This is a genomic window from Minwuia sp. (genome assembly GCF_048007105.1).
Classification (GTDB): domain Bacteria; phylum Pseudomonadota; class Alphaproteobacteria; order Minwuiales; family Minwuiaceae; genus Minwuia.
Map to the genome: position 1 here is coordinate 2,176,818 of NZ_CP180352.1, position 19,424 is coordinate 2,196,241.

Sequence of the window (19,424 nt, forward strand, 5' to 3'; positions counted from 1 at the left end):
ACCCATGTCGCGTCTCGATTCGGTCATTGATCGGCTGATGGCGCAGCGCGCCTGTCTGGACGCTGCCGCCGCCGCCGTCTCGAGTGTTCCGGGTCCGGTGCTGGAACTGGGGCTCGGGAACGGCCGTACCTATGACCACCTGCGAGCCCGTCTGCCCGGCCGGAGGATTTTCGTCTTCGAACGCCAGGTCAACGCCCACCCCGACTGCATTCCGCCCGATGAGGATCTGTTCCTTGGCGATTTCATGGATCACCTGCCGGAGGCGATGCTGCGCATCGGCGAACCGGCGGCGTTGGTCCACGCGGATATCGGAACCGGCGACAAACAGGCCAGCATGGCGCTGGCGGCCACGATCGGCTCGGCTGTCGTCGATCTGATGGCCTCGGGCGGACTGCTGCTGGCCGATCAGCCTTTCGGAGATCGCAGGCTGGCGCCTGCAGCGCTGCCGGACGGCGTGAAGCCCGGTCGCTATCACATGTTCAGAAAGACCGACGCATGAACCACCAGCCGATGGACGCCGCCCGGATCAAGGAGATCCTGACCAACCGGCCGCTGGCGCCAGCCAGTCAGATGCTGGGCTTTCATGTGCTAGATATCGATCCGGACAGGGGCTATGCCCGCGTTGGCTATCTGGCGAAGCCCGATTTCTGCAATCCGCTGGGGGTGATCCAGGGTGGTTTCCTGACCGCCATGGTGGACGAGGCGATGGCCGTGGCCTGCGTTTCGATGGCCCGCTTCTCGATCTTCATCCCGACGCTTGAACTGAAGGTGAGCTTCCTCCGCGCCGGATATCCCGGGCCGATGACCGCCGAAGGCCAGGTCGTGCGGATGGGCAAGTCGGTCGCGTTTCTGGAAGGCTCGCTCTTCGACGAGAAGGGCGAGTTGCTGATCCGCGCCTCGGCCACCGGCAAGGTGACGCCGAAGGACAAGGTGCAGGCTGCCAAGGCCGCGCGCGAAAGAGAGGACAGCGCATGATGGATCTGGAGGACTGGGCCGGGGTCGAGCGCCGCTACGGCGTCAGCCCGGATGCCTTTGCGAAGGAGATGGCCACGAAACATGGCATCCGCGAAGGCATGACCTTCCCGCGCCTTGTCGCCCGGGCCGCCGAACAGTTCCCGGCCAAGGTCGCCATCGTTCATCACGGCCGCATCCTCACCTACGCCCAGGTGATCCGGAAGGTGCAGGCGGTCCGCGCCTGGCTGACGAACGAGAAGGGCGTGAAAGCCGGCGAGCGTGTGGCGCTGCTGGTCGACAATTCGGACCACTACCCGATCTGGTATCTCGGCATCCTTGCCGCCGGGGCGGTAGCCGTGCCGATCAATCCGAAGCTCGTGCCGCGCGAACTGGCCTACATGATCGGCGACGCCGAGCCGGTCCTGATGGTCCAGGAATCCCGCTTCGACAAGCTGATCGATGACGCGTTTGCCGTGGCGGGTCACGAACTGCCGCGCTTCGTCGTCGACCGCGACCCGCCGCCGCCCTACGCCGGCGAGTGGCAGCACACCACGAAGACCGGCCTGCATGCACCGGCGGCGATCTACTACACCTCCGGCACGACGGGTTCGCCCAAGGGCGTCATCCATACCCATTTCAGCCTGATGGCCGGCGCGTTTCTCAGTCCCGAGGCCTGGGAACATTCCGGACCGTCCAGCCGGTTTCTCGCCTTCACGCCGATGTTCCACATCGCCAGCCATGTCTTCTTTCTGGTGATCCTGACGCTGGGCGCGACCCTGATTGTTGACAGCTACCAGACCGAACGGACGATGCGGCAGATCGCCGACCACAGGATTGACGCCTTCTTCGCGGTGCCGTCCCAGTTGCTGATGATGGAGCAGCATCCGCTCAGGTCGGAACTCGATTTCAGCCATGTCAGGGTTGTCACGTTCGGCGCGGCGCCCATGGCGATCGAGCGTCTCCAGGCGGTCCAGAACATGTTCCCGAACGCTGGCTTAGTGCATTGCATGGGCCAGACCGAAAGCTGCGGCATGATCGTCGCGCTGTCCTCGAAGGAGGCCTTCAAGAAGATCGGCTCGGTCGGGCTGGCATTGCCCGGCAACGAGATCCGGGTCGTCGATGCGGAGGACAACGATGTACCCCAGGGCGAGGTCGGCGAGCTGGTCAGCCGCGGTCCCCAGAACATGACCGGCTATCTCAACCGTCCCGAAGCGACCGAGGAGACCCTGCGCGGCGGCTGGCTGCACACCGGCGATCTCGGCTATCTGGACAAGGACGGTTACCTGTTCCTGGTCGACCGCTCGAAGGACATGATCATCCGCGGCGGCGAGAACATCTACTCAACCGAGGTGGAGGACGTCGTCTACATGATGGACGGCGTTTCGCTCTGCGCCGTCATCGGTGTGCCCGACAAGCTGTTCGGCGAAGAGGTTGGCGTCTTCATCGTGGCAAAGGCGGGGGCGTCGATCACGGCCGAGGACGTGCAGAAGCACTGCCGGGAGAACCTGGCCAGCTACAAGGTTCCGCGGATCGTCGAGTTCGTCGAGGAGTTCGCGATGACGGCCACCGGCAAGATCCAGAAGGGCGAGATCCGCAAGCTGCTGGCGGACCGCGAGGCCTAGCCGGCGGTGCCGCTGCCGCTGCTGCCGGCGACCAGCGCTAGGGCCACGGCGCCCAGCATCGCCACGGCCATGGCGTAATTGACCAGCCGCTGCGTCTTCGGCGGCAGATCGAGCCGCTTCAGCGTGATGCCCAGCCAGAGCCAGCCGAAATGTACCGGTACCCAGATCAGGTTGATGATCAGGAACTTGGTGGCGATTTCCGCGACCGGGTCGCCGAACCCAAGCGGCATCGAGCCGAAGAGCGTCGTGTTGACCGCGTAGGCCTTCGGGTTGACGAACTGCAGCAGCAGCCCGTCCACCGCCCCGGGCATCCGCGTCGCCCGGCTGAAGCTGATGTCGGAACCGGCGAAGGCGATGCGGAAGGCCAGATAGGCCAGAAAGGCCAGCGACACGCCGAGCAGGATCTCTTCCAGGTAGGGCACATTGCGGACGATGCCCCAGAGACCGCTGGCGACGAGGAGACCGACCAGATTGGTGCCGACGAACAGCCCGGCGATGAACTGGGTCCCGCGGCGTGCGCCGAAGCCTGCGCCGACACCCGCAACGCTGAGGACGCCGGGACCGGGCGTGATGAGCAGGCCCATGACGGCCATCGTGAAGTAGAGCATGTCGGTCGGGGACCTTCAGGCGGGAGCGAAGATTTCCGTCGGGCGGGTGACACCGCTCAGAGCATGAAAGCCGAGTGATTGCAACTCCCGGCCGTCTGCATGCACCGTCGCAAATTCGGCGGTCATCAGGATCGGATGCCTGAGCGCCCGGGTCATGCCTTCGACGCGGCTGACCTCGTTGACGGCCCGTCCGATGACAGTGAAATCCAGCCGGTCGGCCGAGCCGATATTGCCGAAAATCACCTCGCCGACATGCAGGCCGATACCGGCGGAAAGCTCGCATTTCCCCGTTTCGCAGCGTCGTCGGTTAAGCGCTGCGAGGTTCCGCTGACCTTCCTCCGCCGCCGCCAGCGCTGACTGGCAGGCGAGTTGGGCCGTCCGGCTGTCCATCGGGAAGATGGCAAGCATTCCGTCGCCCATGAACTTCAGCACCTCCCCGCCCATGGCCCGGATCGGCTCGATCATGCAGTCGAAATAGTCGTCCAGCACCTCGATGATCTGCTCGGCCTCGAGCTGTTCGGAGAGCGCCGTGAACCCCTTCAGGTCGCAGAGGTAGACCGCGGCCGTCAGCGTCTCACCCTCCGCGCGGTGAATGGTGCCGGCCAGAACCCGCCTGGCAGCCGCCTCGCCCAGGTATGTGTTCAGCAGCGAACCGGTCGCGAAATAGCTGTTCATCAGCTCCATGCGCAGGGCGATCAGCGGCGCGATGTCTTTCAGCCGGGCGATCTGGGCGGGTGTGAAGCCGGCCCGCCGCCGCGTCGAGAAGGCGAGCACGTTCACCTCGCCGGTCGAATGGCGCAGCGGCACGGCGACATAGTCGGTCATGCCCTGGGCACGGCCTTCCTTCCAGATGTCGAACTCGAGCAGGTCCTCGTCGACATCCAGCCGCTGGCGGACTTCCGGCGCGCCCTGATGGATCAGGTAGACGGGACTCTTGTAGTAGAAGTCGGTCGAAGCGACGCCGTGCGGCCGCTTGATCAGGCTGCTGCCGGTCTCGGGCGTCCAGACCAGGTTGCGCGACACGAACAGCGGATGCAGCGACAGCAGGCCGCAGAAGGCCCGGGCGATATCGATGCCTTCGCCGGCCAGCCGCTCGCAGAGCTCGGCGAAGAAATCGAGCTCGGCATTAGGCCTGTGCAGTTCGGTGATCAGCCAAGCGGCAAGCGGGTCCGACCGCCATCCCCGGGGCGTTACCTGTAAGGCGGTCTTTTCTTCGGCCTGCTGCATGTCTGGAAGGGTAGGTCCCCGCCTTGTCTTTGACAAATCGCGAAACAGGCTGCACAAACCCTTGATCCGGGCTGGCCTCCGCGCCAATTAGGGCCCGCATCGCCCCATGGGCCAAACGGAGGAACACATGTTCATCCAGACCGAACCGACACCGAACCCGCTGACCCTGAAATTCATTCCGGGAGTCACGGTCATGGCGGAGGGAGTCGCCGATTTCCGCACCGCCGCCGACGCCGAGGCGTCGCCGCTGGCAGAGCGCCTGTTCGAGGTCGAAGGGGTCGTCGGCATCTACCTCGGACTCGATTTCGTTTCCGTGACGAAGCACGAGAACTTTGAGTGGCACCACATCAAGCCGGCCATTCTCGGCGTGATCATGGAGCACTTCACCGCCGGGCTGCCGGTGATGAAGGAGGGCGCTGAGGCCCCGGCCGGCGGCGGTCACGCCGAGGCAAGCGAAGCCGACAAGGAAGTGGTCAGCCAGATCGTCGAACTGCTGGATACGCGCGTGCGGCAGGCGGTTGCGCAGGATGGCGGCGACATTGTCTTCCACGGTTTCGACAATGGCATCGTCTATCTGGCGATGCAGGGCGCCTGCTCGGGCTGCCCGTCATCGACGATGACGCTGAAGCACGGTATCGAGAACCTGCTTCGCCACTACGTCCCGGAAGTCGAGGAAGTCCGCGCCGTCGGCATGTAGGCGTCAGCCTGCCCCTTCCATCACCTTGTTGAGCGGCGTCTCGCCCCGGGCGAGGCGGTCGAGGTTCGCTGCGACGAATGTCCAGCGGCGGTCGATCTGCTCCTGCGTCCAGCCCGAGTTGTGCGGCGACATGATGATGTTGTCGAGTTCCTGCAGCGGGTGTTTCGACGGCCAGGGGCTGGGGTCGTCCGGCGTCGGGTAGTTGTACCAGACGTCGATCACCGCGCCGCCGATCCGCTTCGCCGAGAGCGCCTCGTAGAGCGCATCCTCATCCACGATCGGTCCTCGCCCGACATTGATCACCACGGCCGTCGGCTTCATGGCGGCGAACTGGTGCGCGCCGATCATGCCGCGGGTGTCGTCGTTGAGCGGGGCGCAGACCACGACGTAATCGGCCTCGGCGCACAGGTCCTGCAGCCTGTCGGCCTTGCCGTACCAGTCCAGTTCCGGCGGCGTCTCACGGTCCCGGCGGCCGATGCCGATAGCCCGGGCCTGGAAGGCGCGGGCGCGGACCGCCACTTCATGGCCGATATGACCGTATCCGACGATTCCGACGGTCTTGCCGCGGACCTCGCCATGTACCGGGCTCTGCGCCGGCCCCTTGCCGTTCCAGCTCTTCGCCCTGAAGGCGGCGCTGGTCTTCGCCAGGCCGATCTCCGATTCCAGCATGCCGAGCAGGATGTATTCGGCGATGGAGGTCTCGTGTTCATAGGTGTTGCAGACGAGGCAACCCGCCGGCAGCACCTCCGGTTTCAGGAAGTCGAAGCCGGTGAAGGGGATCTGGAACAGCTTCAGCTTCGGCATGGCCGGCCAGGGTGCGGCGATGTGGCCGCCGACCATGGCGTCCGCTTCCGGCGCGAGACGTTCGAAGGCGGCCCTGTCCTCGGCCGGGTCGCACGTCTCTATCCGCCAGTCCTCAGTCAGGTGCTTCCTCAGGAAATCGCCCTTGTGCATGGACAGCTTGCCGGCCAGCAGCACGGTATGGGTCACGGCTCGCCCCTCTCGGTCTGTGATTTCGGGAGGCCCGAGATTGGCTCCGGCAGCGGCGATCCGCAAGTTCCGGGGGCGGCGTGACGGCCATGACTTGCCCTTGCAGGCGTATGGACCCACCTTAGCGCCGACCGTTTTCTGCCGATGGAGAAAGACATGGCCATCCGCCGTTTCATTACCGGCCTTGCGCTGGCTGCGGCCGCCGCGATGCCGCTGGCCGCCCCGAGTTCCGCGAAAGTCGCGACCACCGACGAGAACCTGGAAGCCACCATCCAGATCGAACGGCGGGTCCGGCTCGCACAGGGCGGCGCGACCAGCCGCATTCACGTCAATGTCGCGCTGCGCAACACGGGCACCGAGGAACTGACCATAACGGCGCCGGGGCAGTGCGCGATCCACAACTACGCCATCGTGCTGCCGAACAACGATCCGGTGATCGTCAATGCGAAGAAGGAATGCGGCGGCGGCGAGGTGCAGGTCACGATTCCGCCCGGCGGCCAGATCCAGGAAGGCGCCACGATGCAAGTCCGCGGCGGCGAACTCGAAGCCGGACGGCGCTATTACGTCATCTACGAATTCTGGGGCGTCCGCATCCGCAGCCCGTTCCGCATCCTGGAAGACCAGTAGGCTGAACAGCAAGAAGGCCCGCCGTCTCCGGCGGGCCTTTGGCTTCTGACGGTCAATCCAGGCGGTGTGCCTATTCGGCGGCCTCCTGGATCATGTGAACCGAGCGCTGCGGGAACGGGATCTCGACCCCGATCTCGTCCATCTTCTCCTTCATGGCGCGCTGGAAGTCCCATTTCAGGCCCCAGTAGTCGCCGGCGGTGCACCAGAGCCGGATCGTGAGATCGACCGAGCTCTCGCCGAGGTTGGCGACGGCGATCATCGGGGCCGGATCCTTCAGCACACGGTCCTCGGTCTGAGCCATCTCCCGCAGGGCCTCGATCGCCTTGCCGATGTCGTCGCCGTAGCCGATGCCCAGCATCAGGTCGAGGCGGCGGGTCGGGTGGTGGCTGTAGTTCCGGATCGCGGTGTTCCAGAGCTGACCGTTCGGCACCAGGATCTGGATATTGTCGGCGGTGTGGAGCTCGGTCACGAACAGGGAGACGTCATCGATCGTGCCGGAAATGCCACCGGCCTCGATGAACTGCCCCTGCTTGAAGGGGCGGAAGATGAGGATCATCACCCCGGCCGCGAGATTGCTCAACGTGCCCTGGAGGGCGAGGCCGATCGCCAGGCCCGCCGCACCGATGATCGCGACGAAGCTGGTGGTCTCGACGCCGAACTGGTCCAGCGCGGCGATCACCGCGACCGCGATGATCGCATAACGGACAAGGGTGGACAGGAAGTTCGCCAGCATGGCGTCGACCTTGCCGGTCTTCACCATGGTCTTGCCGGCCAGGCGGGAGATCATACCGGCGGCCCAGAAGCCGACCACCAGAATGATCGCGACGCCGGCAATGGCGATCGCATACTCGACCACATAGGCCTGCAGCACTTCCGCCGAAACGGATGTCTCTTCTTCCATCAATGCACTCCGGGTGTCTGTTTGCGTTTCCGGCCGGATCGGCTCATCAGTTGCCGAACAGCCCTTTCAGTTTCTTGGTCGCGCCGGAAATCGGGTTCGAGGAGTCCGAGTCGCCCTCGGTCTTCTCGGGTGTCGTCTCGCCGGACGAACTGCCGCTGCCGGTCACGCTGTCGAGGACGCCCTTGACGCCACCCGAGGCCGCGCCGCCGACACCCTTGACGGTGTCCGCAACGCCCTTGACCGCATCGCCCGGCGCCTGAAGCACGCCTTTGACCACGCCCTCAAGGTCGGGCTTGATCGACGGGTCGGCCCAGGCGCCAGTGATCAGGATCGGGATACCCAGGCCGCCGCTCTCGCTCGCGCCCTGGCCGGTCAGGCTGGCCACCAGCTTCGGCAGCGCGCGGTAGTCGATGGTCTTCGGCGGCAGCAGGACGTCGCCCTGGCCGGTGACGCGCAGCAGGGGCGCATTCATCTTCAGGTCGGGATTGTTCACCACGCCGTTCTTCGCGGTGAAGCTGGCCGAGATCTCGGCGAAGTCGGTCTTCTCGGACTCGTCGTAGTTCATGTCGAGTCCGCCGGTGGAGATGTTGCGGACCGCGGCGGCCAGATTGTAGCCGAGAATGGCGCCGTCGGTGACGACGACATTGCCCTTGCCGTTCAGCGCCGTGACCAGTTTGCGCTCGGTATTGCCGCGGGTCGTCAGGTTGGCGGCTGCATTGACGGTGCCCAGGAAATCGCCGTAGTCGGCCAGCTGTTGCAGCGCCGGACGCGCCTGCATGTTGCTGATGTTGAGAATGATCGCGATGGCCGGCTCCGCCTGCCGCTGGTCGATGTTCACCGATCCGGTCGCCGCGCCCTCATAGAGATTGAGTTCATTGATGGTCAGATCGGCCTGCTTGCCCTTGGCGACGAAGGCCACGTCGGTCCTCGCCGTGTCGACGATGCCGGTGGTGATCTGGTCGGCGCGGAGACGGATGTCGATGTCCGCCGCCGTGAGACCGCTCAGGTCGATGGGCTCGTCCGACCAGTCGTCGGATCCGGCGCTGCCGCCACCGGCGCCAGCGCCGCCGCCACCGGCGCCGCCCTCAGGCAGATAGGCCCTGAGGTCGAGCGCGCCCGCCGTCAGATCGGCGACAGCAAACGGCTTGCCGCCTGTCAGGCCGGCCGAGATGTTCCCCTTCAGACTGTTGTCGTCGAAGCTGACCGTCGCGTTGGCCAGGGCGACCTTCTCGGGAGAGCCCGTCAGGTCGCCGGCAATGCCGATCGTTGCCGGCAGTTTCACGTCGTTGCCCAGCGCGACCGGAACCCAGGCCAGAAGTCCGGCGAGGTCCTCGACCGAGATCGAGGTGCGGCCCGCGCCGCTCGGCAGGTCGCCGCCGGTCACGGCGCCTTCGAACTCGACCCGGAAGAGCCCGTCGCTGGAGACGTTGGCCTTGACGGTCGAGCGCTCGCCGTTGGCGATGGCGATCGGATTGTCGACATGCGCGACCAGCGCCACGCGGCGGTTCTGCCATTCGGCGTCCGCCTCGACGTCGAAGGGACCGGTGATCGCGGGCAGGGACAGGCTCGCGTTGAAACCCTTGATCTCCTGTCGCTCGCCCGTCGTCGCGTCGGCGTAGACCAGCGTGGCGTTCTGCAGGCGCACATCGTCCAGCGACAGCTTCAGGCCGTCGCCCAGCCCGCCTTCACCGGCGGACGAACTGCCGCTGTCGGACGGGGTGCCCTGTCCGGTGTCGCCCATCTCGAAGTTGAAGCGGCCCTGCTTGTCCTTTTCGACCACGATGATCGGGTCGATCAGGACGAATTTCTGGATCACGACTTCGCCCGAAAGCGCAGCCATGAGGTCGACCTCGATATCGGCCTCGCCGATCTCGGCCAGGTTCTCGGCCTCACCGCCTTCGGCGTTGGACAGCGTGACCTTGCTCAGAGAGAGCTTCACTTCGGGGAAAACCGAGAATTCGGGTTCGGCCCCGACGGTCACCTTGCGGCCCGTGGCCTCCTCGATCTGGCCGACGACATAGGCCGTCATGGCGCTCTTCGGCACGATGAAGGGAAGGGCGACGACGACCGCTATGAGCAGCACCACGATGACGCCGATGATGATGAGGACCCGTTTCATGTCGATCTCCCTGTCGTACTGGTCCGGCGCGCCGTGCAGGCGGGTTGCCGCGAGCGCAGGTCTCCGAACGTGGACGCAGATACGGAACTGCCGGTACTCTAACGCAGAATCGCGTCCAGGTTGGCAACTGTCGACCCTGCGTTGCGATATATCTGTGACAGAGATCGCCGCAGCGCGGACAACATGCAGAAGCAGGGGAGGCGGAACGCATGGACGGACCGGATCTGACGGGAAAATTTGCGGACGTGGTGCCGAAGCCGGCCAGCAGCATCCTGCTGGTCCGGGACGGTGAGACCGGGCTGGAGGTCTTCATGGTCACCCGGCACCACCAGATCGATTTTGCCTCCGGCGCGATGGTCTTCCCCGGCGGGAAGGTCGATGCGGCGGATTCAGACGCGTCAGTGCGGCAGGTCTGCATCGGCGCGGAGGCGCTGGACGACACGCAGCTGGGGTTCCGGATCGCAGCGATCCGTGAGGCCTTCGAGGAAACCGGCGTGCTGCTGGCCTCGGGGCACGAGGGCGAGGATCTGGGCACCGGCCGCTATCTGGCGCTGAAGGAGACCTACGCCGCCGACATGGAAGCCAACCGGGTCACCATGGGCGAGATGGCCGAGCGCGAGCGTCTGATGTTCGATCTGCGCATGCTGCAGCCCTTCGCCCACTGGATCACGCCGGCGGTGTTGCCGAAACGGTTCGACACGCCCTTCTACATGGCCGAGATCCCGGAATCGCAGAGCGCCTCGGCGCTGCATGACGGCACCGAAGCTGTGGAAAGCGTCTGGATCAATCCGGCCGAGGCCGTCCGGCGCGCCGATGCGAAGGAGGTCACGATGGTGTTCGCCACGCGCCTCAACCTGATCAAGCTGTCGCGCGCAAACAGTGTCGCCGAGGCCATGTCGCAGGCGCGGGAGGACCCGCTGGTGCCGGTGACGCCGAAGGTCTACGCGAAGGATGGCCGACGGTTCATCGATATCCCGGCCGAAGCCGGGTTCGGCGGTCCGACCTTCGACGTCGGCGCGGCCGGCTGATCCGCCGGATCAGCTCCCGGTGCGTGCCGGGAACAGGTTTTCCAGCGCAGGCCGCAACTCGCCGAAGGTGACGTGCTGCTTCTCCGCACCGCGTTCGTGGACATAGAGAAACGCGATTTCGCCGCGCCTGTCGAACAGGAACACGGTCGGGATCCGGTCGACGCCGCCGAAGGTTTCCAGAATGTCCGGCTCGGCCTCGATCAGCCGGAATTCAGGGGCTGTCTGTCTGATGAACCGGGCGCGCTTTTCGGGCGAGGAGAGGCCGTCGAGGGTCTCGTGGACGTTGATGCCGATGGTCGTGAGTCCCTTCGGACCGTAGGCCCGGTGCGCCAGGTTGAAATGGTGGAACTCCGGGCGGCAGGGCGGGCACCAGCTGGCCCAGAAGGTGATCAGCACCGGCCTGTTGGCGATTTCCTCGATGCCCAGCGGCGGCCCGTCGATCCCCGGCAGCCCGATGAGCGACAGCAGCGCCTCCGGACCGGGGCGTGGAACGGCACGGGCGAGGCCCGGAAGCGCCAGCGTGGCCGCGGCGCCGAGCAGAAGGGAACGGCGGTTCATCATCGGTGGCAGCTAGCACGTTCCGCAACAAAACCGCAATATTGCGGCGGTCGGAACTCAGCGAACCGTGATTACCGGGGCGTTCCTGACGTCGAAATTGACTGAATTGGCGATGAAGCAGACCTTGTGGGCGGTGCCGTGCAGCCGCTCCGCATGCTCCAGTTTCGCCGCGTCCGCGATGACCACGCGGGGATTGAGCACGGCCTCGGTGAAACGGCCGCCGCCCTTGCCATCCTCGACCATCGTCGCGGTGGCTTCGTCGACATAGTCGATCACCTCGATGCGCGCGCGGGCGCAGCAGGCGAGATAGCTGAGCATGTGGCAGCTCGACAGGGCCGCCAGCAGCATGTCCTCCGGATTCCAGAGCTCGGGCGTGCCGAGAAACGCCGGGTCGGAGGAGACGGTCAGCACCGGTTTGCCAGGCGCCGCGATCCGATGGGTCCGGTCATAGGACTCGTACCCGTCAAATCCGGCGGCGGCTCCGGTCCAGGTCAGGCTGGTCCGGTACTGGTGCCGACCGTCCTTGTCCATAAATCAGGACCTCCAGAACGGCTTCTTGGCTTCGACGGCGGCGCTCTGCCGATCGATGCCGATGTCGCGCAGCAGGCGGTCATCCAGGCTCGCGAGCGCGGTCCGCTCGTTGGCACGCTGCTGCCACGCGGCTAAAAGACCACCGGAGTTCAGCACGCCGTCGACCAGAGCGGCAAGGGGGTTCAGACCCAGCCTGGTGCGGCCGGCGGTTTCGACCATCTTCGTCATTGTTCTTGCTCCTAGTGCAGAGAGAGCTGGCCCATCCAGCTTGAGGGCGGAGATAGGGTCGGGATTGGGCCGTGACAAACGATGCTTTTTCACGATATTGATTAGAAAATTTAAGCTGGAGAGATCGTCGTGTCCCGCCGTTTACCGCCCCTTAACGCAATTCGAGCCTTTGAGGCGGCTGCCCGTCACTTAAGTTTCACGAGGGCAGCGGACGAGCTGAACGTGACCCCGGCTGCGATCAGCCATCAGGTCAAGGGGCTGGAGGAATGGTTCGGCATCAAGCTGTTCCAGCGGCGCAACCGAGAGATCCTGATGACCGAGCCCGGCCAGATGCTCCTGCCCGGCGTTCGCGATGCGCTCGATCTGCTGGAGAGTTCGGTGCAGCGCATCGCCAGCAGCGATGGCGGCAACGAGCTGCGCGTCACCTGCATGCCGTCCTTCGCCGCGAAGTGGCTGATCCCGCGTCTGGGGCACTTCCGCGCCGATCATCCTGAAATCGATGTACTGTTGTCGACCGGCGAGGGGCTCGTCGACCTCGAGGTCGAGCCCTTCGACATCGGCATCCGCTCCGGGGCCGGCAACTATCCCGGGCTCGCCGTGCACCGGCTGTTCGACGATTCGGTCTTTCCCGTCTGCAGCCCGGAACTGCTGACCGGCGCGAACCCGCTCCGGCGCCCCGACGATCTGGCCCGGCACACCCTGCTGCACGACGACTACCCGGTCGGCTGGGCCGAGTGGCTGGTCGCCGCCGGGGTCTCGGGCGTCGATCCGAAGCGCGGTCCGACCTTCGACAACTCGGCGATGCTGTTGCAGGCGGCGGTCGAAGGCATGGGCGTCGCCATGGCGCGGCATGCGCTCGCCTTTGCGGATCTGCAGGCCGGGCGTCTCGTGCGGCCGTTTCCGATCACGCTGGCCTCCGATTTCGCCTATTTCCTGGTGCATCTGCCCAGGGTGGCCGACCAGCCCAAGATCGCCGTCTTCCGCGACTGGGTAATCGCCGAGGCTGCCGCCTACCGCGCTGAACAGGATGCAGGCTGACAGACCGGGCCGTCCGGCGATATCCTCGCCGCACGACACACGGGAGGAATCATGATCAAGCGGCTCAAGACCGCGGTCGTGACCGGATTCACCCTGCTGGCTCTTGCGGCGCCGGCCGCAGCGGAGACGCTGCGGCTCGGTGTGCTGGAGTTCGGGACCGTGGCATGGGAACTGGACACGATCCGACATCACGGCCTTGACCGGGCCGAGGGCATCGAACTGGAGGTCGTCGGCTTCGCCGGCAAGCAGGCCGCTGCCATCGCCTTCCAGGGCGGCGAGGTGGACGCCATCGTCTCCGACATCGTCTGGGTGGCGCGGCAGCGCGAAGCCGGACGCGCGATTACCTTCGCACCCTATTCGTCCACCGTCGGCGCCGTCATGGTGCCGGCCGTCGGGCCTGTGCAGTCCATCCCGGACCTGAAGGGACGGAAGATCGGCGTCGCCGGCGGCCCGCTCGACAAGTCCTGGCTGCTGCTCCGGGCGCTCACGAAACGCGATCAGGGCTTCGATCTTTCCGATGAGGCGGAAGCGGTCTTCGGCGCGCCGCCGCTGCTGAGGAAGCAGTTCGAAGGCGGCGGCATGGACGCGCTGTTGACCTTCTGGCACTACGCCGCCCGGCTGGAAGCGGCCGGTTACCGGCGTCTGGCCGACATGAACGGCATTGCAGAAGCCATTGCCGGCGTACGCGACGTTGCCATCGTCGGCTACGTCTTCTCGCCGGAACTGTCCGCGCCCGGCGAGAACAGGGCCGCCGCGTTCCTGCGGGCGTCCCTCGCTGCGAAGCGGTTGATGTTGAACGACGACGCCGAATGGGAGCGCCTCCGGCCGCTCACACGCGCCGCGTCGGACGAGGAACTCGCGACGCTCAGGCAGCGGTTCCGCGAGGGGATACCCCGGCAGTTCGGCGACGCTGAGATCGCCGCCGCGCGGAATCTCTATGCCGTTCTCGCCGGGATCGGCGGGAAGGCTCTGGTCGGTGATGCGAACGAACTGGACGCGGCGGCCTATCACCCCGCAGCCCGTTTCTGATCCTGTTGGTGCGTTCCGGGGCAGGTTCGGCGGCGATCTGGTGGCTGCTGTCGCTGTCGGCGATGCTGGCGATCTGGCTGGTGGCGGCGGCGTTCAGCGACCCGCAGGTGCTGCCCGGCCCGGCCAGGGTCGCAGCCGTCATCGCCTCAGAGGCCGCCACGGGCGAGCTGTTCCGCCACGTCGGGGTGACCCTGTTCCGGGTCGTTCTTGCCTTTGTGATCGCGATGGCCGCCGGCATCGGAATCGGCCTTGTCATGGGCCTGAGCCGGACCGCGGACCGCTTTCTCGATCTCTGGCTGGTGTTCTTCCTCAACCTGCCGGCGCTGGTGGTGATCATCCTGGCCTATGTCTGGCTCGGCCTGACCGAGACCGCCGCCGTGCTGGCTGTGGCGGTGAACAAGATCCCGAACGTGGTGGTCACCGTGCGCGAAGGCGTCCGGGCGCTGGACCGCGATCTCGACGAGGTAGCCCGTGTCTACCGCCTGTCCTGGCAGAGCCGGCTGGTCCATCTGATCGTGCCGCAACTGGCGCCCTATCTCGCCGCGGCCACCCGCTCCGGGATCGCGCTGATCTGGAAGATCGTGCTGGTGGTCGAACTGCTGGGCCGCGGCGACGGCGTCGGCTTCAAGCTGCATCTGCATTTTCAGCTGTTCGAGATCGACGCCATCCTGGCCTATGCGCTCAGCTTCATCGCCGTGATGCAGCTGATCGAGTGGCTGGTGCTGCGCCCGATGGAACGGCGCGCCAACCGCTGGCGGCAGGCATGATCCGCGTCCGGGTTACCGCCAAGCGCCACGCGGACGCCGACGTGCTCGGTTCCGTCGCCTTCGACATCGGCGATGCGGAGACGGTGGCGGTCTGCGGCCGCTCCGGTGTCGGCAAGACGACGCTGCTGCATCTGATAGCCGGGCTGGATCGCGATTTCGACGGTGAGATCGAGGGCTTCGGCGGCCGGGTCGGCTATGTCTTCCAGTCGCCCAGGCTGCTGCCCTGGCGGACAGCGCTGCAGAACCTGCGCATCGTCGCGCCGGAGCGGGCCGAGGCGGATCTGCTGGCGCTGCTCGATGACGTCGGTGTCGGCGAGGCCGCGCACCTGTATCCGGCGCAGCTTTCCCTTGGCATGGCGCGGCGGGTCGCGATCGCGCGGGCGCTCGCCGTCCAGCCGGACCTGCTGCTGCTGGACGAACCCTTCGCCTCGTTGGATGCGGAGACCGCGTCCCGGCTGCGGCGCCTGTTGCAGGATCTGCTGGCGCGCGCGCCGGTGCCGGCGCTGCTTGTCACCCACGATCCGGCGGAGGCCCTGGAACTGGCGCAGCGCGTCGTGGTGCTGGGCGGGCGACCGGCGACCGTCCGGCTGGACCAGCCGGCGGGCGACCTGGACGCGGCCGCGCTGGCCGCCTCAATCGCGCAGGAGCAGGCCTGAAAGGTCCGGGTCCAGACCACGGTTGATCACCATGCGCTCCAACCCGCGGACCGTAGCGTAGGGTACCAGCCCGGCCTCATTTCCCCGCTTGTAGACGGTCTCGACCGTTGCCCGGGTTTCGGGATACTCGATCAGGAACACAGGCTTGCCGGCGTCGAGCGCCAGTTGCAGGTGTTTCATCGGCCAGTCGACCAATTCCTTCTGGTTCGGCGTGTCCGGTCCGTCCAGCCCGTAGAACAGGTCTTCCTGCCCCTGGGCGTCGATGACATTCAGATACTCGGGATAGGCCAGCAGATCGGCGGCGTTCTGCGGCACGATCAGGAAGCCCGGCTTCTTCTTGCGGCCATAGGCGGCCAGCGCCGTGACGAAGCCGATCATGTCTGCTGCCGCGCTCTTGCGGCCTTTCTCCTGAAAGTACCAGTAGGCGTCTATGATATCGAGATAGACCCCGTCGAAACCGGCTGCGATGATCCGGTCCAGCGAGGCTTCCGGATTGCCGAAGATCAGCGCCTGCCAGTCCGGATCCCAGTAGCGGACCTTGTAGTTGCCGGGCCAGTCCGGGTTCTCGGCTTCCAGCCACGACGGCGGCTTCTTCGACCATTCCGCCTTCCAGTAGCCCCGGTAGTCCTCGGCCTCGCCGATGGACAGGTAGGACAGGACGACCCGCCGTCCGCCATCCGGCATCCGCTGCATCAGTTCGACCTCTGACGCGGCGAAGGCGCCCGCCAGGGTTCCATCGCGGGAATGATCGACAACCGCGAGTTCGAATCCGCTGGATGCAATCAGCGCGGGTTGCGGATTGGCGAGCCAGTAGGTGAAGTTCCGCACAGCGTTGATATCCGTGGCAAATCCGGAGCCGAAAGGCAGCAATACCATCGCGAGGACCGAAAAGGCGCGGAAAACTTGGCGTTTCCACGCAGCTTTCCAAACATCGTTATCGGATTGTTTACTCATCGAGGCCAGCATGAGGAGCATCGTTTCGGTTTCAGAGTGTTGTAAAGGCTGAGTGATATGGAGCACATGACCAAACGCGCGGACAAGGACCTTGGTGAACCTGTCGCCGTCGAGAGCGGTCCCGGTCACCAGATCATCCATGTCCCGAACACGCTCCGCGCGAAGGTCGGGTCGGGGACCCGGGTCGATCCGGCGCTGATCAAGAAGGCGCAGCGCGCCGTCGACGGCATGGCGACCGAGTTCCGTGAGCGCGCCCGTATCGAACTCGAAGAGATCAACGACATGGTGATGCGCGCGCCGTCGTCGGACGACATTGCGGCCTGCTACCAGGAAATCTTCGACACCGTCCACGATCTGAAGGGCCAGGGTTCGACCTTCGGCTTCACCCTGCTTACCAGCATCGGCGACAGCCTCTGCCGCTATCTCGACACGCTGGAAAGCCCCTCCGTCGATCACCTGACCATCATCGCCCCGCATGTCGAGGCGCTGCGCGCGATCATCCGCTTCGACGTGCAGGGCAGCGAGGATCCGGTCGGGCAGAAGATCGTCGAGAGCCTCTACAAGCTGACCACGCGCGGCCGCTGAGCCGGCGCCGCGTCAGGCGCCAAGCGCCTTCCGCATCACCCCGATCACGCGGTCCTGCTGCGCCTCGCTAAGGGCCGAACCCGAAGGCAGGCAGAGGCCGGTCGCAAACAGCCGGTCACTGACACTGTTCCCGTCGGCGTGCGGCCAGTAGGGTGCGCCGTCGAACAGCGGCTGCAGGTGCATCGGCTTCCAGACCGGCCGCGCCTCGATCTTCTCCGCCCTCAGAGCCAGCATGACGTCGGCCGGTGTCACGAAGGTCTGCGCGGGATCGAAGGTGCAGACGCTGAGCCAGCGGTTGCTGCGGCTCCAGTTCGGCTCCGGCATCCAGCCGACCGCGGGCAGGTCCGCCAGCCCGTCCCGGTAGCGGGCGAAGATCCGCCGCCGCGCCGCCACACGGTCGTCCAGCTTGTGCAGCTGCGCCCGGCCGATCCCCGCCAGCACGTTCGAGAGCCGGTAGTTGTAGGCCATCTGGCTGTGCTGGTAGTGCTCGGCCGGATCGCGACCCTGCGTCGCCAGCTTGCGCGCCAGCGCCAGCGCATCGAGATCGTCGGAGACCAGCGCGCCGCCGCCCGAGGTGGTGATGATCTTGTTGCCGTTGAAGGAGTAGACGCCGAAGCGGCCGATGGTGCCGCTGGCGCGGCCCTTGTAGAGCCCGCCAAGGGATTCCGCGGCGTCCTCGATCACCGGCACGCCGTATCGGTCCCCAAGCGCCATGATCGCGTCCATGTCGGCGCTCTGGCCGTAGATGTGGACGACCATGATCGCGGCCGGCAGGCGGCTCTTCGCGGCGGCAGCCGCAAGCGCGCGTTCCAGCGCCTCTGGCGACATGTTCCAGCTGGCCGGCTCGCTGTCGATGAAGACCGGCGCCGCACCCTGGTAGAGCACCGGATTGACGCTGGCGACGAAGGTCAGCGTGGAGCAGAAGACCGTATCGCCGGGCCCGATATCCATCAGCCGCAGCGCGAGATGCAGCGCCGCCGTCCCCGATGCCAGCGCCACGGCGCCACCGGCGCCGGTCGCGGCGGCCAGCTCGGCCTCGAACGCGTCGACATGCGGGCCGACCGGTGCAATCCAGTTGGTGTCGAAGGCCTCCGTCACCATGGCGCGTTCCTCAGGCCCCATGTGCGGCGGGGACAGCAGGATCTGATCGTCGGCGTCTGACATCGGTTCGGGGGCTCCTCGGCGGCCGGGCGGGCGGACCATACGCCGCCGGGCGCCGGGGAAACAATCGTCCGATTGCCCGGGGCGCACGCGGCCTCCAGAATGCAGGCCATGTCCGGAGCATCCGAGATTCGAGCCATCGCCATCGTCGGCAGCGGCAGTCACGCCCGCGAATGCATCGAGGCGGCCCGCGCCGCCGGCCTAGGCGTCGACTGCCTGATCGACGAGGACGAGGCCCGCTGGGGCGAGGAACGGCTCGGCGTCGAGGTGGCGCGCGGCGGGCTGGACGCCGTCACGGGCCTGGACAGCGCCACGGGGCTGATCCTGGCCATCGGGGACAACGCCCGGCGCAAGGCCGCGGCGGAGAAGCTCGCCGGCGCCCGTTTCGCCCGCCTTGTCCATCCCTTCAGCTGGATCTCGCCCAGCGCCACGATCGGCGAGGGCGCCATGATCTTCGCCGGCTGCGTGGTCCAGACCGAGGCGCGGCTGGGTCGGCATGTCATCCTCAACACCGGCGCCACCGTCAGCCATGACGGCGAAGTGGGCGACTTCTGCCATGTGGCCGTCGGCGCGAACCTGGCCGGCAATGTCCATGTGGGTGAGGGCGGCTTTCTCGGCGCAGGCGTGGTGGCGCGGCCGGGCGCGCGGATCGGCGCCTGGGCGACCGTCGGCGCGGGCTCGTCCGTGATCCGCGATGTCCCCGGCGGGACGACCGCCTTCGGCGACGCCAACGCCCGCCCGCGCTGACCCCTGTCCGAAACCCCTTGCGTTCCGGCGCCGGGCTTCCGTATACCCGGCGGCGGAGAGGTGGCCGAGTGGTCGAAGGCGCTCCCCTGCTAAGGGAGTAGGGACTAATCCTCCCTCGTGGGTTCGAATCCCATCCTCTCCGCCATTTGTTGCCATCAAGATATTGAATTAGTGTGTGTTTGAGTTGGAGGGATTTTCTTGATCCCACATTGAGGCCCACATTTGAAAGGCGGTTGAGGAGCGCGTTTCACCAGTACCTGGCCGTCGATCGCGCCGTTCTTCGATGCTGTATAATTCGGAGACGGGATGCAGGCTTTCCAATACCCCCACCTCACGATCGCCAATGGGTCCCATCCAGCCCCAATAGTGTCTGACAAGCCAGGCCGCGCAAGACGGT

General features: G+C 66.1%; 22 protein-coding genes and 1 tRNA gene. 13 read left to right on the forward strand and 10 right to left on the reverse strand.

Annotated elements, in window-relative coordinates; all coding sequences use genetic code 11:
• The first annotated feature begins 4 nt into the window (after positions 1-4).
• Genes ACMVY4_RS10560 through ACMVY4_RS10570 form a run of 3 tightly spaced genes read left to right on the forward strand, consistent with a single transcriptional unit; the run spans position 5 to position 2,576 of the window.
• The gene (locus ACMVY4_RS10560; RefSeq protein ID WP_416900108.1) at positions 5-499 is read left to right on the forward strand and encodes a class I SAM-dependent methyltransferase; all 495 of its coding nucleotides are present in this window, start codon (positions 5-7) and stop codon (positions 497-499) included.
• On the forward strand, positions 496-975 hold the full coding sequence (locus tag ACMVY4_RS10565) for a PaaI family thioesterase (RefSeq protein ID WP_416900109.1): 480 nt from the start codon (positions 496-498) through the stop codon (positions 973-975). Before ACMVY4_RS10560 ends, ACMVY4_RS10565 begins: the two co-directional genes overlap by 4 nt.
• Positions 972-2,576 carry a class I adenylate-forming enzyme family protein gene (locus ACMVY4_RS10570; protein WP_416900110.1) on the forward strand — a complete coding sequence of 535 codons (1,605 nt, stop codon included), beginning with the start codon at positions 972-974 and terminating at the stop codon, positions 2,574-2,576. The genes ACMVY4_RS10565 and ACMVY4_RS10570 overlap by 4 nt, the downstream gene beginning before the upstream one ends.
• On the opposite strand, the gene ACMVY4_RS10575 is transcribed toward ACMVY4_RS10570, so the two are convergent.
• Entirely contained in the window at positions 2,573-3,184 is a 612-nt protein-coding gene (locus ACMVY4_RS10575) for a LysE family translocator (RefSeq protein ID WP_416900111.1), read from the reverse strand. The two genes, ACMVY4_RS10570 and ACMVY4_RS10575, sit on opposite strands and share 4 nt — an antisense overlap.
• A gap of 15 nt (positions 3,185-3,199) precedes the next feature.
• Entirely contained in the window at positions 3,200-4,411 is a 1,212-nt protein-coding gene (locus ACMVY4_RS10580) for an adenylate/guanylate cyclase domain-containing protein (protein WP_416900112.1), read from the reverse strand.
• A gap of 127 nt (positions 4,412-4,538) precedes the next feature.
• On the opposite strand from ACMVY4_RS10580, the gene ACMVY4_RS10585 reads away from it, so the two are divergent.
• Positions 4,539-5,108 (forward strand): NifU family protein, encoded by a 570-nt coding sequence (locus ACMVY4_RS10585; RefSeq protein WP_416900113.1) that lies wholly within the window; start codon positions 4,539-4,541, stop codon positions 5,106-5,108.
• A gap of 3 nt (positions 5,109-5,111) precedes the next feature.
• Here the strand turns inward: ACMVY4_RS10585 and ACMVY4_RS10590 are convergent, their stop codons facing one another.
• Positions 5,112-6,098: a 2-hydroxyacid dehydrogenase gene (locus tag ACMVY4_RS10590; protein WP_416900114.1), complete on the reverse strand. Its 987-nt coding sequence runs from the start codon at positions 6,096-6,098 to the stop codon at positions 5,112-5,114.
• Positions 6,099-6,254: 156 nt separating this feature from the next.
• Here ACMVY4_RS10590 and ACMVY4_RS10595 point away from each other — a divergent pair, with 156 nt between their 5' ends.
• On the forward strand, positions 6,255-6,725 hold the full coding sequence (locus ACMVY4_RS10595; RefSeq protein ID WP_416900115.1) for a hypothetical protein: 471 nt from the start codon (positions 6,255-6,257) through the stop codon (positions 6,723-6,725).
• A gap of 70 nt (positions 6,726-6,795) precedes the next feature.
• Here ACMVY4_RS10595 and ACMVY4_RS10600 read toward each other — a convergent pair whose 3' ends face one another.
• Positions 6,796-7,626 (reverse strand): mechanosensitive ion channel family protein, encoded by an 831-nt coding sequence (locus ACMVY4_RS10600; protein ID WP_416900116.1) that lies wholly within the window; start codon positions 7,624-7,626, stop codon positions 6,796-6,798.
• A gap of 46 nt (positions 7,627-7,672) precedes the next feature.
• The gene (locus tag ACMVY4_RS10605) at positions 7,673-9,745 is read right to left on the reverse strand and encodes an AsmA family protein (RefSeq protein WP_416900117.1); all 2,073 of its coding nucleotides are present in this window, start codon (positions 9,743-9,745) and stop codon (positions 7,673-7,675) included.
• A 209-nt stretch (positions 9,746-9,954) separates the two neighbouring features.
• Between ACMVY4_RS10605 and ACMVY4_RS10610 the strand changes: the two genes are divergently transcribed.
• Complete coding sequence (locus ACMVY4_RS10610; protein ID WP_416900118.1) at positions 9,955-10,773, forward strand: NUDIX hydrolase; 819 nt, start codon at positions 9,955-9,957, stop codon at positions 10,771-10,773.
• A 9-nt stretch (positions 10,774-10,782) separates the two neighbouring features.
• Here ACMVY4_RS10610 and ACMVY4_RS10615 read toward each other — a convergent pair whose 3' ends face one another.
• Genes ACMVY4_RS10615 through ACMVY4_RS10625 form a run of 3 tightly spaced genes read right to left on the reverse strand, consistent with a single transcriptional unit; the run spans position 10,783 to position 12,090 of the window.
• On the reverse strand, positions 10,783-11,331 hold the full coding sequence (locus ACMVY4_RS10615; protein ID WP_416900119.1) for a TlpA family protein disulfide reductase: 549 nt from the start codon (positions 11,329-11,331) through the stop codon (positions 10,783-10,785).
• A 57-nt stretch (positions 11,332-11,388) separates the two neighbouring features.
• Positions 11,389-11,862, reverse strand: a complete 474-nt coding sequence (locus tag ACMVY4_RS10620) for an OsmC family protein (RefSeq protein WP_416900120.1) — start codon at positions 11,860-11,862, stop codon at positions 11,389-11,391.
• A 3-nt stretch (positions 11,863-11,865) separates the two neighbouring features.
• Positions 11,866-12,090, reverse strand: coding sequence for a DUF1127 domain-containing protein (locus tag ACMVY4_RS10625; RefSeq protein ID WP_416900121.1), 225 nt, complete (start codon positions 12,088-12,090; stop codon positions 11,866-11,868).
• A gap of 129 nt (positions 12,091-12,219) precedes the next feature.
• On the opposite strand from ACMVY4_RS10625, the gene ACMVY4_RS10630 reads away from it, so the two are divergent.
• From ACMVY4_RS10630 to ACMVY4_RS10645, 4 genes are read left to right on the forward strand one after another with little or no spacing between them, the layout of a single operon-like run.
• Entirely contained in the window at positions 12,220-13,128 is a 909-nt protein-coding gene (locus ACMVY4_RS10630) for a transcriptional regulator GcvA (RefSeq protein WP_416900122.1), read from the forward strand.
• Positions 13,129-13,179: 51 nt separating this feature from the next.
• The gene (locus ACMVY4_RS10635; protein ID WP_416900123.1) at positions 13,180-14,157 is read left to right on the forward strand and encodes an ABC transporter substrate-binding protein; all 978 of its coding nucleotides are present in this window, start codon (positions 13,180-13,182) and stop codon (positions 14,155-14,157) included.
• 8 nt (positions 14,158-14,165) lie between these two features.
• Positions 14,166-14,924: an ABC transporter permease gene (locus tag ACMVY4_RS10640; RefSeq protein WP_416900124.1), complete on the forward strand. Its 759-nt coding sequence runs from the start codon at positions 14,166-14,168 to the stop codon at positions 14,922-14,924.
• Positions 14,921-15,580 (forward strand): ABC transporter ATP-binding protein, encoded by a 660-nt coding sequence (locus ACMVY4_RS10645; protein WP_416900125.1) that lies wholly within the window; start codon positions 14,921-14,923, stop codon positions 15,578-15,580. Before ACMVY4_RS10640 ends, ACMVY4_RS10645 begins: the two co-directional genes overlap by 4 nt.
• On the opposite strand, the gene ACMVY4_RS10650 is transcribed toward ACMVY4_RS10645, so the two are convergent.
• Positions 15,557-16,408: an MJ1477/TM1410 family putative glycoside hydrolase gene (locus tag ACMVY4_RS10650; RefSeq protein ID WP_416900126.1), complete on the reverse strand. Its 852-nt coding sequence runs from the start codon at positions 16,406-16,408 to the stop codon at positions 15,557-15,559. The genes ACMVY4_RS10645 and ACMVY4_RS10650 overlap by 24 nt on opposite strands.
• Positions 16,409-16,600: 192 nt before the next feature.
• On the opposite strand from ACMVY4_RS10650, the gene ACMVY4_RS10655 reads away from it, so the two are divergent.
• A complete protein-coding gene (locus tag ACMVY4_RS10655; protein ID WP_416900127.1) occupies positions 16,601-17,119 on the forward strand; it encodes a hypothetical protein in 519 nt (172 codons plus the stop codon).
• 12 nt (positions 17,120-17,131) lie between these two features.
• Here the strand turns inward: ACMVY4_RS10655 and ACMVY4_RS10660 are convergent, their stop codons facing one another.
• A complete protein-coding gene (locus tag ACMVY4_RS10660) occupies positions 17,132-18,283 on the reverse strand; it encodes a DegT/DnrJ/EryC1/StrS family aminotransferase (RefSeq protein WP_416900128.1) in 1,152 nt (383 codons plus the stop codon).
• A 108-nt stretch (positions 18,284-18,391) separates the two neighbouring features.
• On the opposite strand from ACMVY4_RS10660, the gene ACMVY4_RS10665 reads away from it, so the two are divergent.
• The gene (locus ACMVY4_RS10665; RefSeq protein ID WP_416900129.1) at positions 18,392-19,027 is read left to right on the forward strand and encodes an acetyltransferase; all 636 of its coding nucleotides are present in this window, start codon (positions 18,392-18,394) and stop codon (positions 19,025-19,027) included.
• Positions 19,028-19,081: 54 nt separating this feature from the next.
• A tRNA-Ser gene (locus ACMVY4_RS10670) sits at positions 19,082-19,172 on the forward strand.
• The last annotated feature ends 252 nt before the right edge of the window (positions 19,173-19,424 follow it).